The following is a 13,371-nucleotide window of genomic DNA, read 5'->3' as shown; positions in this document are numbered from 1 at the left end:
GATTTTTCGATCGACTTACCGCAGTCGCAGTTTGCATCTCGTTACAACTCTGTAGCCCGCAGGGTGGCCTGGCCGCTTGAAATGGCGGCGTGGGAACCCCACCTCTGTCCTGAAACCGCAGGAGCTTCTCCTGCTTGAGCGAAGGATGCAAAATGAACCTGATCTATAACAGCGAACAATACAGCGTTGTGGAATTCGGCGCCGACGTCGACCTGGAAGCCCTGCGCTTCGGCGGCTATGAAATCGTCGACAAGGGCGGCAAACGCGAGACTTTCATTGCGGGAGTCCTGGCCCAGCATTTCCGCCGCGACGTCACGGAACTGATCGCCAGCGAACCCAGCATGGAAGAGATCGATGAATTTTTGGGCAGCTATGATTCCCTCATGAGCCAGCCAGTCCTGTTGCACTGATACTGGCTGTCTGATGGCCATCGCCACCATACCAATCCGCCTGGCGGCGTGGTATGGTGGCCGGGTTACTTCGCTGCAAACAGACCATGTGCCAACTTCTCGGAATGAATTGCAATGTCCCTACGGACATTGTCTTTAGTTTTACCGGCTTCGCCATGCGCGGCGGCCATACCGATACCCACCATGACGGCTGGGGCATCGCCTTTTTCGAGGGCGCCGGCGTGCGCCATTTCGTCGACCACCAGGCGGCCATCGCCTCGCCCGTGGCCGAACTGATCAAGCGTTATCCCATCAAGTCGCGCAATGTCATCGCGCACATCCGCAAGGCCACGCAGGGCCAGGTGGCGCTGGAAAACTGCCACCCCTTCGTGCGCGAACTGTGGGGCCGCTACTGGGTCTTTGCCCATAATGGCGATTTGAAGGAGTTCAACCCCGTGCTGACGGGCAGCTACCGCCCCGTCGGCTGCACCGACAGCGAACTGGCTTTCTGCTATCTGCTGCAGGAGCTGCATGCGCGCTTTGGCGATGCCCCGCCGACCTTGCCGCAGCTGCATGCGGCCCTGGCGGAGTTGTTGCCCGGCATCGCCGCCCACGGCACCTTCAACATGATGCTGTCGAGCGGGGAGGCGCTGTTTGCCCATTGCTCGACCAGCTTGCACTATCTGGTGCGACAACATCCGTTTCCAACTGCTAAACTCTCCGATGAAGACCTGAGCGTGGACTTTTCCCAGGTGACGACGCTCCAGGACCGCGTGGCCGTGATCGTTACCCAGCCGCTGACGACGAATGAACAATGGACGGCGTTTGCGCCCGGCGAATTGAAATTATTTGTCGACGGGATGGTGCAAGAGACGCCAGTGGCCTAATTTGTTGACGACAATACGCTGGATTGCTGCCAAAATACCCACAGCGCGGGCGAAATTCAGCTAAAGTATTGTCAATAGTGAACCTTGATGCGGGCGCGGCGCGGCCGGTGTCACTCGACCTGATTGATGAAGAGTTAATGATCGATATTTCCAGCAACGACATCACCCCGAAACCCTTGCGCGTGCGCGAGTTCTATCTGGGGCGACAACCTATCCTTGACCGCAATCAAGCCCTGTTCGGCTATGAGTTGCTATTCCGCAACGCTCCGGTCGGCCCCGCCAACATTACCAGCGACCTGTCCGCCACGGCTTCCGTGATCGCCCACGCTTCCCAGCTGGGCATGGAAAAGGTCATCGGCGACGCGCTCGGTTTCGTCAACGTCGATGCCGACGTGATCATGAGCGACATCTTCGTCTTCCTGCCGCGTGAAAAAGTCGTGCTGGAAATCGTCGAATCGATGCCCGTCACGCCGGAAGTGCGCGCGCGCATCAGCGAACTGGTGGGCCACGGCTTCACTTTCGCGCTGGAAAACGTGGTGTCGGATACGGCGCAAGTGCAGGAATTGTTGCCGTTGGTGCAATATGTCAAGATGGACATGAGCAAGGTCGACCCGAAAGTGCTGGCAGCGCTGGCGCCCCGTTTCAAGCAGGAAAACAAGAAACTGGTGGCGGAAAAGGTCGAGACGCGCGAAGAATTCAAGTCGGGCCTGGACCTGGGCTTCGATTACTTCCAGGGGTATTACTTTGCCAAGCCCGCCATCATGACGGGCAAGAAATTGTCGCCATCGCAACTGGCCGTCATGGAGCTGATGACCCTGGTCACCTCCGACGCCGACAACATGGATATCGAGCGCGCCATCAAGCGCGACGTCTCGCTGGCCCTGAACCTTTTGCGTTTGGTCAATACGCCGGCCGTGGGCGCGCGCCAGCGCATCGATTCGCTGAGCCAGGCCGTGACCGTGCTGGGCCGCCGCCAATTGCAGCGCTGGCTGCAAATCATGCTGTACGCGGAGCCAAGCAAGCGCGGCCATAGCATGACGCCGCTGCTGATGCTGGCCACCACGCGCGGCCGCTTGCTCGAATTGCTCGCGCATAAGCTGCGCCCGAACCACGCCCATGCGGCCGATATCGCCTTTACGGTCGGCATCATGTCCCTGATGGATACCCTGTTCGGCGTGCCGATGTCGGAAATCCTCAGCCAGATCGAAGTGATCGACGAAGTGGCCGAAGCGCTGCTGTCGCGCGAGGGCTTCTACGGCGACCTGCTGCGCCTGGCCGAATGCATCGAGCGCATCGAAGACATGGAAGGCGAGATCGTGCCGACCCTGCGCGACCTGGCCATGTCGCCGGACGACCTGGTGGAGCTGGAAATGGCCGCCTACGAATGGAGCGATAACGTAGTCCGCTACGCTCTGTAGTTGGCACCTGACCAAACCTGCTGCGCGTCGGCATAGGCGGCTTGCGATGCTCACCGTACTAGAGTACGGCTCCGCTTCTCGGCCACCTCTTCCTTCCGCTCGCTACGGTTTTGTCAGGTGCTGAGACGTCGCGTATCTGCGGTGCTGTTCGTATTTTAAAAAGCCCTGCACGGCTTAGCCGTGGCAGGGCTTTTTTGCGCCTCTACGCGGCGGCGCCGGGCCAGTGCTTGTGCAGCTCGGGGTCGGTGCGCAGTTCCCACAGGGCCAGCACGACGACGGCGATGCCGACGATCAGCTCGTTCCACATGACGACGCGCTGATCGGCCAGCCGCAGGATCCATGGCGAGGCGGCGACCCAGACACCTACCAGCAGGTTGACGACGACGGCCCAAAAATAGGTCTTGTACAGGTCGAAGGCAGCCAGCACGGTGATTACCAGGCCCGAGACCAGGGCGTTGATCATCTGCGGCGAGCCTTCGGGATAGGAAAACGCCCAGGGCGAGACGACCAGCCACAGGCCCAGCAGCAGGATCACTTGATCTTGCCAGCGTTTCAGTTTGAAATTGGTTGCCATATTACCTCCTTAGCCAGTTAGGGAACGGGCCGGAGCGGGCATGCAGCATGCCGACCGGCATACTGCGTTAGTGCGCTGCGGCGCGCGATAAGTTCCGCGCGCCTTGTGCTTATCATGACAGGTTGGGCGCCAGCCAGCGTTCCACATCCTCGACCTTGGCGCCGCGGCGCTTGGCCATGTCTTCCACCTGGTCCATGCCGATCTTGCCGACGACGAAGTATTTCGACTCCGGATGGGCGAAATAGAAGCCGGAGACGGCCGCGCCGGGGAACATGGCATACGATTCCGTCAGCTGCATGCCGATTTCCTCGGCCTGCATGACCTCGAACATCTCTTTCTTGACCGTATGCTCGGGGCAGGCCGGGTAGCCGGGCGCGGGACGGATGCCGACATATTTCTCGGCGATCATGTCGTCGTTGCTCAAGTGCTCATCGGGCACGTAGCCCCACAAATCCTTGCGCACGCGCTCGTGCAGGTATTCGGCAAACGCCTCGGCCAGGCGGTCCGCCAGCGATTTCAGCATGATGGACGAGTAATCGTCGTGCGCGTCTTCGAAGCGCTTTTCATACTTTTCGATGCCCAGGCCGGACGTCACGGCAAACATGCCGATGTAATCCTTCACGCCAGATTCCTTCGGGGCAATGAAATCGGCCAGGCACTGGTTCGGCCGCTGCACGCCGTCGACCACGGGTTTTACGCCCTGCTGGCGCATGCCGTAATACGTGAACGCCACGCTACTGCGCGTATCGTCCGTGTACACCTCGATATCGTCGTCATTGACGCTGTTCGCCGGCAGCAGGGAGACGACGCCATTGGCCGTCAGCCAGCGTCCGTCGATGAGTTTTTTCAGCAAGGCCTGGCCTTCCGCGTACACCTTGGTGGCCGCGTCGCCCACCACTTCATCCGTCAGGATGGCGGGGAAGGGGCCCGCCAGGTCCCAGGTCTGGAAGAACGGGCCCCAGTCGATATAGTTGGCCAGGGTGGCCAGGTCGACATTTTTAAACACGCGGCGGCCGATGAACTTCGGTTTCACGGGCTTGCCGGCGCCATCGAAGGGCACGACCATCTTGTTGGCGCGCGCCTGCGCCAGCGGCAATATGGGCAGGGCCTTCTTGTTGGCGTGCTGCTCGCGGATGCGTGCATAGTCGAGTTCGATGTCTTCCACGTACTTGTCGCGCTGTTCCGGCGTCAGCAGCGATTGCGCCACGGACACGGAACGAGACGCGTCCGGCACGTAGATGACGGGACCTTCATAGTTGTGCGCGATTTTCACGGCCGTGTGGGCGCGGCTGGTGGTGGCGCCGCCGATCAGCAGGGGAATCTTGAGCATGCGGAAGTGTTCGTCGCGCTGCATTTCCTTGGCGACATACGCCATTTCTTCCAGCGACGGCGTGATCAGGCCCGACAGACCGATGATGTCGGCGTTTTCCACCTTGGCGCGCGCGAGGATTTCCGAGCACGGCACCATCACGCCCATGTTCACCACTTCGAAGTTGTTGCATTGCAGAACGACGGTGACGATATTCTTGCCGATGTCATGCACGTCGCCTTTCACGGTCGCCATGATGATCTTGCCCTTCGGCTTGGCGACGATGCCCGTGCGTTTTTCTTCCAGCAGCTTTTCTTCCTCGATGAATGGAATCAGATGGGCCACGGCCTGCTTCATCACGCGCGCCGACTTCACCACTTGCGGCAGGAACATCTTGCCTTGGCCAAACAGGTCGCCGACCACGTCCATGCCGGCCATCAGCGGGCCCTCGATCACGTGGATGGGGCGCCCGCCATTGTGCAGCAGTTCCTGGCGTGCTTCTTCCGTGTCTTCCACGATGAATTGCGTGATGCCGTGCACCAGCGCGTGCGACAGGCGCTCCTGCACCGTGCCTTCGCGCCACGCCAGGGTTTGCGCCTCGGCCTTGCCGCCCGCCTTCAGCGTGCCGGCAAATTCGATCATGCGCTCGGTCGAGTCTTCGCGGCGGTTCAGCACCACGTCTTCCACGCGCTCGCGCAGTTCCGGGTCCAGGTTGTCGTACACGCCCACCATGCCGGCGTTGACGATGCCCATGGTCATGCCGGCCTTGATGGCGTGGTACAGGAAGACGGTATGGATGGCTTCGCGGGCGGGATCGTTGCCGCGGAAACTGAACGACACGTTCGACACGCCGCCCGAAATCTTCGCGTACGGCAAGTTTTCCTTGATCCAGCGCGTGGCGTTGATGAAGTCGACGGCGTAGTTGTTGTGCTCTTCGATGCCGGTGGCTACGGCAAAAATGTTCGGATCGAAAATGATGTCTTCCGGCGGGAAGTCCAGGGCATCGATCAATAAATGGTAGGCGCGGGCGCAAATCTCGATCTTGCGCTCGAAGGTGTCGGCTTGCCCTTTTTCATCGAAAGCCATGACGATCACGGCCGCGCCATAGCGGCGGCACAGTTTCGCCTGGCGCAGGAATTCTTCTTCGCCTTCCTTCATGGAAATCGAGTTGACGATAGCCTTGCCCTGCACGCATTTCAAGCCCGCTTCGATGACCGACCATTTCGACGAGTCGACCATGATGGGCACGCGCGAAATATCGGGTTCCGAGGCGATCAGGTTCAAAAAGCGCGTCATGGCGGCCAGCGAGTCGAGCATCGCTTCATCCATGTTGATGTCGATCACTTGCGCGCCGTTTTCTACTTGCTGGCGGGCAACGGACAAGGCTTCGTCGTATTGCTCGTTGAGAATCATGCGCGCGAACGCCTTCGAGCCCGTGACGTTGGTGCGCTCGCCCACGTTGACGAACAGCGACTCGTCATTGACGACGAACGGTTCCAGGCCCGCCAGGCGCAAGTCGTGCGACGGGGCCGGCACGGTGCGCGGCGTATTTTTCGACAGCAACTCGCCGATGGCGGCGATGTGCTCGGGCGTGGTGCCGCAGCAGCCGCCCGCCATGTTCAAGAAGCCCGCGTCGGCAAATTCGCGCAGCAGGGCGGACGTATCGGCCGGCAACTCGTCGAAGCCCGTGTCGCTCATGGGGTTGGGCAAGCCCGCGTTCGGGTAGATGCAAACGAAGGTGTCGGCGATCTTGGCCAGCTCTTCCGCGTACGGACGCATCAGGGCGGCGCCCAGCGCGCAGTTCAGGCCGATGGTCAGCGGTTTCGCGTGGCGCACGGAATTCCAGAAGGCGGGCACGGTCTGGCCCGACAAGATGCGGCCCGAGGCGTCCGTGACGGTGCCGGAAATCATCAAAGGCAGGCGCACGACGCCAGGGTTTTGCTCGTAGTACAGGTCAATGGCGAACAGGGCCGCCTTGCAGTTGAGGGTATCGAAAATGGTTTCCACCAGCAGCACATCGGCGCCGCCTTCCACCAGGCCCTGCGTCTGCTGCAGGTAGGCGGCCACCAGCTGGTCGAAGGTCACGTTGCGCGCGGCCGGGTCGTTCACGTCGGGCGAGATCGATGCCGTCTTTGGCGTCGGTCCCAGGGCGCCGGCGACGAAGCGCGGCTTGTCCGGGGTGGAATACTTGTCGCAGGCGGCGCGTGCCAGTTTTGCCGCCTGCACGTTCATTTCATAGGCCAGGTGGGCCATGTGGTAATCGTCTTGCGCGATCGTCGTGGCGCCGAAGGTATTCGTTTCGATCAGGTCGGCGCCAGCCGCCAGGTAGCGCTCGTGGATTTCCTGGATGATATGCGGCTGCGTCAGGGTCAGCAGCTCATTGTTGCCTTTAACAAACAGTTCGCGCGCCCCGCTGTCGGCCGGCGCGGCGAAATCGATGAAGCGGCCGGCGGGGCCGCCACGGTAGGCTTCTTCGTCGAGCTTGTATTGCTGGATGATCGTGCCCATGGCGCCGTCGAGGATCATGATCCGCTGCGCCAGGATGGCGCGCAAGGTGGCTTCGGTCGGGGACATGGCGGGGATCACGGTATCGTTCATTTCATGCTTTCAATAGGCAAACGGGCGGCGGCGCGGCGACAAGACTTTACGAGGCGGTTGCGGGCCAGCAGGATCAGCTGACGGAGAGTTGCCGGCCGGGTAGGGCAGGCAGAAGGTGGCAATCGCCTGATTTCACCGGGTCTAAAATTATACGGCATCAGGCTGCTTTGGTTTTAAGCAAAAGCGGCCGTTCGCCCCACGGCAGGCCTTCTTGCAACACATCGGCTTGCGCCACGCCTGCTTCTGAAAATGACATTCCTGAAAATCTTACTCAAAACGTTAATTTCTCCAGCAAAGTTGCCGGGAAGATATGGCGTCTAGGCTGTGGAAAAATTTCCACATTATTTACGCCATGTCGGCATCTTTTTAATGAATCGAATGGCAATAGCTGCAAAGGAAAGTAATTTTGATTTCAGCCAATACAGAGTGAAGGGAATAATGCGCAGAATAAAGTTTGCCAAGCAGATATTTTAATTATTATCAAAACCAATTGAATCAAAAGCATTAATAGTTGTCTTTAGGAATCGAATTAACCCATAATATTGGTTCTTCGAAATTAAATTCTCACCAAAAGTCACCAATATGTCACATTTATTCCGTGTCCTCCCCGGCACCGCGCTGCACCAACATGGTTGCCAGCCATGAGAAACCATTTGCTAGTTGCATTGTTTGTCATGCTGGGCCTGTCCGCCTGCGGCGGCGGTGGCGGTGGTGGTGGCGACACGGTGGTGGCGACCACCTCGGGCACTCCCGCCCTGATTCCTGCCGTGACGAGCGTTTCGGCGGCGAATGTTGCCGTCGGCGGCAGTCTGGTGGTCACGGGCACGAATCTGAGCCGCGTGACGGCCTTCCAGCTGGGCGGCGTGACGCTTGCCACCAGCGCCGCCAGCGACACCAGCGTGACCCTGGCCATGCCGGGCGTGCCCGTGACGGGCGCCTTGAGTCTGGTCAGCGCCAGCGGCACGGCGGCCACCAGCTATAACGTCAATGTGTACCTGCCCTTGAGCGTGGGCAGTGTCGCGCCATTGACAGGCGGCGTCGGTTCCAGCGTGACGATCGCGGGCGGCGGCATGGGCGCCGTGACGGCGGTACAGTTCGGCAATGGCGCGGCGGCGGCGCCGCAAAGCCAGACGGCCAGCAGCGTGACCGTGGTGGTGCCTGCGGGCGCAGCGACAGGCGCGCTGACGGTGCGCGGTCCGTACAACGATGTGGCCAGCAGCGACCCGTACACGGTCCTGGCCAGCGTGGCGGTGACGTCGATCACGTCGGCCGTCAATGGCGCGACCTTGTCGGTGACGGTGCAGGGCAGCAATCTCGACCAGGTCAGCTCGGCGACGGTAGGCAATACGCCGGCCGTCATCGTCAGCGCCAGTGCCAGCCAGCTGCTGCTGTCTGCGCCAGCCTCGGCAACGGGTAACGTGATGCTGTCGGCCGCTGCGCGCATCGCCGTGAATGCGGGCACGGTGTCGACCTTTACCCTGGGCAACATTGAATTTGCGCAGGTCATGAACCTGAACGCCAGCAATATGGCCTTGCGCTTGACGCGCAGCAAGCCGGCCGCCGTGCGCGTGTCCGTGCTGGCCGCGCAAGCAGGCCTGGCCAGCCCGGCAGTGACCTTGAATGCGACCGCCGCCAATGGCAGCAACCTGGGCAGCATCGCGATGACGGGGCCGGCGCTCTTGCCGACGGCGAAAAGCGATTACAGTTTCAACGGCAATTTCAGTGCCGTCCTGCCTGCTGGCTGGATCTTGCCCGGCGTGCGCGTGCGCGTGACGGCCATCGGCAATGACGGCGTGCAAGTGAGCCAGGAAGCGGCGCCCGTGGTGGCCAGCCTGGCCAGAATCCGTTTGGTACTCGTGCCCCTGAGCACCGATGATGGCGTGGCGCAACTGCCTGACGCCGAGGTGATCCGCGCCGCGTTGCTGCGCGTGTATCCGTATGCGACGGAAAACATCAGCATCACGACGCGCGCGGCCCTGAGCATGCCGGGCAGCAGCACGGCCGACAGCTGGTGGAGCGATGCCCTGGGCAAACTGGAAAGCAAGCGCGCGCTGGAAGACAGCGGCGCCTATTATTATGGTCTCGTGCCGAGAATGTCCGCCACCCGCGCCGCCGGCCTGGCCTATATCAACCAGCGCAGCAGCGGCAACGACTTCACGTCGGCCATCGGCCTGGATGCGCGGTTCAACAGCATCGCATCGGTCGATCCCTTCGGTAACCAATGGCCTGAATGGCTGACCACGCTCGTGCATGAGCTGGGCCACAACCACTCGCTGCAGCACGTTGCCTGCGGCGGCCCGGCCGGCGCCGCCGTCGACTACCCGTATGCGGATGGCAATCTGGGCCCGCAGCCTCTGTATAACAGCGACTATGCGGGCAGCATTGGTCAGCTGAGCAAGGCAGTGTATGGCGGCACGCCGATGAAGGATGTGATGAGCTATTGCAGCGGCGCCTGGTTCTCCGACTACAGCTATGCGCGGGTGCAGCAATTCCTGGACAAACGCAGCACGCAGATCACGGGCAGCAATGTGCTGGCCGCCAGCATGTCCGTGGCCGAGAATGGCTACCTGACCATTTCCGGCCGCATCACGCCGGCCGGCGTGGCCTTGCGCCCGGCCGTTGCCTCGTCCGCGCGCGTCGGTGCGGCGGCCAGCGGCAGCGGCCAGGCATATACCCTGCGCGTGCTGACGGCGTCGGGACAGACTATCGACTTGCCTTTTGATGGCGTCTCCGTGGCTGATCATGGCGGCAATGCCATGAGCCATTTCCGCGTCAGCTTTGCCAATCCGGGCGACATCAGCGACGTGCAAGTATTGCAAAATGGTAAGGCTTTAGCCAAGCTGGAGCGCCCGGCGCGCCGCAGCAGGGCCGCCGCCAACGATGCCACGTTCGATGCGACACAAAGCGGCGGCAAGCTGGCGCTGGTCTGGAATGCCGATGCGGAACCATACGCCGCCGTGCTGCACGTGGCCGCCGATGGCCGCAAGACGGTGGTCGCCAGTGACTTGACGGGTGGCAAAGCCAGCGTCGACGTCAGCGCCTTGCCGGCCGGCGGCCGTTTCGAGGTCAGCCTGTCGTCGTCCGTCGGCGCACGCCTGATGAAGGTGCAGCGCCGCTAAGCCAGCGGGCTGGATGTAAAAAGGGCTTGCCGCGGCAAGCCCTTTTTTTATGGCGCCAGGTTCTTAAACGAAACGCTTGCCTTCGAGCGGGAAGCCCTTGATGAACTCGGCTGCGGGCAGGCGCTTGCCGCCCGGTTTTTGCAGTTCCGTCAGGCGCAGCGAGCCATTGCCGCAAGCGACGACGATGCCGTGCTGGGCGTCGGCCGCCAGCACCTGGCCTGGCGCTTCCTTGCTGTCCGCTTCGAGCACGTCGGCGGCCCAGATCTTGATGGTCACGCCATCGACCTGGCCGCAGGCGCCGGGAAACGGATTGAAGGCGCGGATTTTCAGGCCCAGTTCCAGCGCCGGCAAGCTGAAATCGAGCGCCGCCTCGTCCTTGGTGATTTTTGCCGCGTAGGTCACGCCCGCTTCCGGCTGCGGCACGGCTTCCAGCGGCTGCTGCTGCATCTTGCGCAGGGTCTCGACGATCATCTTGCCGCCCAGTCTGGCCAGCTTGTCGTGCAGGGTGGCGGTGGAGTCGCCCGCCTCGATGGGCGTGCGCTCGATGGCCAGCATGGGGCCCGTATCGAGGCCTTCTTCCATCTGCATGATGGTCACGCCCGTTTCATCGTCACCCGCCTCGATGGCGCGGTGAATCGGTGCCGCACCGCGCCAGCGCGGCAGCAATGAGCCGTGGATATTAATGCAGGGTTTGATGTCGAGCGTGCTGCGCGGCAAGATCAAGCCGTACGCCGCCACCACCATCACGTCGTAATCCGTGGCCAGCAGGCGTTCGTGGGCCGCCTTGGCCTCGGCGGCGCGCTGCGGGTCCTTGCTGTCCATGCGCAGCGACAAGGGCTGCAGTACCTCGATGCCGTGCTGCAATGCATATTGCTTGACGGCCGAGGCGTGCATCTGCATGCCGCGTCCGGCTGGGCGGTCTGGCTGGGTCAGCACCAGCGGAATCTCGAATCCCGCTTCGTGCAAGTCTTTCAGGGCCGTGGCGGCGAATTCAGGCGTGCCTGCGAAGATCACTTTCATATGGTTCCTTGACGTGAGGTGCGCAGGCCCGCGCCGGAGGCGCCAGGCTGGCATGGTGTTACGACTACTGTTGTTGCTTAGTCTATCAGCAGCGGCTTAGAAACGGCGGTTCTGCGCACGCAAGCTCGCTTCGCGCTCAAGACCACGGATTTCCTTGATCATCTTGGTCTTGATGCGGTTGCGCTTGAGCGGCGACAGGTATTCGACGAATACCTTGCCCAGCAGATGATCCATCTCATGCTGGATGCAGACAGCCAGCAAGCCATCGGCTTCCAGCTCGAACTGCTTGCCGTGGCGGTCCAGGGCGCGCACCTTGATGCGGGCCGGGCGCTCGACGCCATCGTAGACGCCAGGCACGGACAAACAACCTTCGTCGTAGACCTGCTTTTCTTCGCTGGCCCAGGTGATTTCCGGGTTGATGAACACTTGCAGCTGGTTTTTCTCTTCGGTGATGTCGATCACCATCATCTGGATATGCTCGTCCACTTGCGACGCGGCCAGGCCGACGCCGGGGGCGTCGTACATGGTTTCGGCCATGTCGTCGATCAGGGTTTGCAGGCGCGCGTCAAATTCGGTGACGGGCTTGGCGACCGTGTGCAGGCGAGGATCGGGGTAACGCAGGATATTTAATATGGACATACGGATTCGACTGGTTAAGGTGGGCGCCGGTGCGCCTGATTATTCATGCCTGGGCCATGCGGACGATGGCAGGGCTATTTTATTTTTGAGTACGCTATGGTCGGGCGCGTATGGCGCAACGGCGCGGCAGATGCGTTTGCCAGTGCGCTATTCGTTTGCTGCAAAGGGAAATTTTATCACAGACGCCCATGGCCCTGTGGATGACGGGCCGTTTTGCGCCGCCATTGCACGCATCCTTGCGCGCGTCGGCATCGCGCGCCTGCCATGGCGCTAGCATGGAATGGCACAGTACACAGCGAGGTTGTCATGCATGCAATTGCAACGACGGCGGATACGGCCACGGAACTGGCGGGCTGGCTGCGCCTGCAGCATCTGCCCGGCGTGGGCCCGGTGGCGGCACGCGCCTTGCTGGCCCGCTTCGGCTTGCCGCCGGATATCTTTGCCGCGCCGTTCGAGGCCTTGCGCGAGGTGGTGCCGGCCGGTGTGGCGCGCGCCATCGTGCAGGCGCCCAAGCCGCTGGCCAACAGCCAGCTGGCGCTCACCCTGCAATGGCTGCAGCGGCCCGGCAATGCCGTGCTGACCCTGGCCGATGCCGCGTATCCGCCCCTGCTGCTGGAAATCGCCGATCCGCCGCTCTTGTTATATGTACGGGGGCGCGCGGAACTGCTGGCGCGCCCTGGCGTGGCCATCATCGGCAGCCGCAATGCCAGCGCGCAAGGCATGCAGAATGCGGCTGCGTTCGCCCAAGCGCTGAGTGCCGCGGGCCTGACCATCATTTCCGGGCTGGCGCTCGGTATCGACACGCACGCGCACGAGGGCGGCTTGCGCGGCGCGGGCGCTACCGTCGCCGTGATCGGCACGGGCGCCGATCTGGTGTACCCGCGACGTAACCTTGATCTGGCGCAAAGAATCGCCGAACAAGGCTGCATCGTCAGCGAGTACGCGCTGGGCTTGCCGGCCATGCCGGGGAACTTTCCGCGTCGAAACCGGCTGATCAGCGGCCTGGCGCGCGGCGTGCTGGTGATCGAGGCGGCGGCGCAATCGGGTTCCCTGATCACGGCGCGCCTGGCCGGCGAGCAGGGGCGCGACGTGTATGCCTTGCCCGGCTCCATCCATGCGACTTTGGCCAAGGGTTGTCATGCGCTCATCAAGCAGGGCGCCAAGCTGGTCGAGTCGGCCGATGACGTGCTGCAAGAGCTGCAGTGGCTGGGCGGCGTTTCTCCAGTGCGGCCAGCGGTGGCAGACGAACCGCCGCTCTTGGCCGCGCTGGGCCACGATCCCCTCGACGCCGATACCCTGGCCGCGCGCAGCGGCCTGGCCATGGGCACGCTGATGGGGGAATTGCTGGCGCTGGAGCTGGCCGGCCTGGTGGAACGCTTGCCGGGAGGACTGTTTCAACGCTGCAAATGACAGCTTGT

At 62.1% G+C, this 13,371-nt stretch carries 10 protein-coding genes; 6 read left to right on the top strand and 4 right to left on the bottom strand.

What is annotated here, in order from left to right; translation table 11 throughout:
• Nucleotides 1-152 precede the first annotated feature (152 nt).
• From IGS61_RS22225 to IGS61_RS22215, 3 genes are all read left to right on the top strand, one after another.
• Complete coding sequence (locus IGS61_RS22225) at nt 153-410, top strand: BTH_I0359 family protein (protein WP_010393222.1); 258 nt, start codon at nt 153-155, stop codon at nt 408-410.
• An 86-nt stretch (nt 411-496) separates the two neighbouring features.
• On the top strand, nt 497-1,276 hold the full coding sequence (locus IGS61_RS22220; RefSeq protein ID WP_230541604.1) for a class II glutamine amidotransferase: 780 nt from the start codon (nt 497-499) through the stop codon (nt 1,274-1,276).
• 137 nt (nt 1,277-1,413) lie between these two features.
• Nucleotides 1,414-2,694 (top strand): EAL and HDOD domain-containing protein, encoded by a 1,281-nt coding sequence (locus tag IGS61_RS22215; RefSeq protein WP_230541603.1) that lies wholly within the window; start codon nt 1,414-1,416, stop codon nt 2,692-2,694.
• A gap of 202 nt (nt 2,695-2,896) precedes the next feature.
• Here the strand turns inward: IGS61_RS22215 and IGS61_RS22210 are convergent, their stop codons facing one another.
• Both IGS61_RS22210 and metH read right to left on the bottom strand, forming a co-directional pair.
• Nucleotides 2,897-3,268: an SPW repeat protein gene (locus IGS61_RS22210; RefSeq protein ID WP_230541602.1), complete on the bottom strand. Its 372-nt coding sequence runs from the start codon at nt 3,266-3,268 to the stop codon at nt 2,897-2,899.
• Between the two features lie 112 nt (nt 3,269-3,380).
• Nucleotides 3,381-7,175: a methionine synthase gene (gene metH, locus IGS61_RS22205; protein ID WP_230541601.1), complete on the bottom strand. Its 3,795-nt coding sequence runs from the start codon at nt 7,173-7,175 to the stop codon at nt 3,381-3,383.
• A 653-nt stretch (nt 7,176-7,828) separates the two neighbouring features.
• Between metH and IGS61_RS22200 the strand changes: the two genes are divergently transcribed.
• Entirely contained in the window at nt 7,829-10,294 is a 2,466-nt protein-coding gene (locus tag IGS61_RS22200; protein ID WP_230541600.1) for an IPT/TIG domain-containing protein, read from the top strand.
• 63 nt (nt 10,295-10,357) lie between these two features.
• On the opposite strand, the gene fmt is transcribed toward IGS61_RS22200, so the two are convergent.
• Together fmt and def are read right to left on the bottom strand one after the other, a co-directional pair.
• Nucleotides 10,358-11,314 carry a methionyl-tRNA formyltransferase gene (gene fmt, locus IGS61_RS22195; protein ID WP_230541599.1) on the bottom strand — a complete coding sequence of 319 codons (957 nt, stop codon included), beginning with the start codon at nt 11,312-11,314 and terminating at the stop codon, nt 10,358-10,360.
• 96 nt (nt 11,315-11,410) lie between these two features.
• Nucleotides 11,411-11,953: a peptide deformylase gene (def, locus tag IGS61_RS22190; RefSeq protein WP_076568288.1), complete on the bottom strand. Its 543-nt coding sequence runs from the start codon at nt 11,951-11,953 to the stop codon at nt 11,411-11,413.
• On the opposite strand from def, the gene IGS61_RS22185 reads away from it, so the two are divergent.
• Nucleotides 11,946-12,227 carry a hypothetical protein gene (locus IGS61_RS22185; RefSeq protein ID WP_230541598.1) on the top strand — a complete coding sequence of 94 codons (282 nt, stop codon included), beginning with the start codon at nt 11,946-11,948 and terminating at the stop codon, nt 12,225-12,227. The genes def and IGS61_RS22185 overlap by 8 nt on opposite strands.
• Before the next feature lie 32 nt (nt 12,228-12,259).
• Nucleotides 12,260-13,363 carry a DNA-processing protein DprA gene (gene dprA, locus IGS61_RS22180; protein ID WP_230541597.1) on the top strand — a complete coding sequence of 368 codons (1,104 nt, stop codon included), beginning with the start codon at nt 12,260-12,262 and terminating at the stop codon, nt 13,361-13,363.
• Nucleotides 13,364-13,371: the final 8 nt, after the last annotated feature.

It is taken from the genome of Janthinobacterium sp. FW305-129, from assembly GCF_020858115.1.
GTDB lineage: Bacteria > Pseudomonadota > Gammaproteobacteria > Burkholderiales > Burkholderiaceae_D > Janthinobacterium.
Note: the sequence above shows the minus strand (reverse complement) of the source record. Positions and strands in the feature narration are given on the sequence as shown.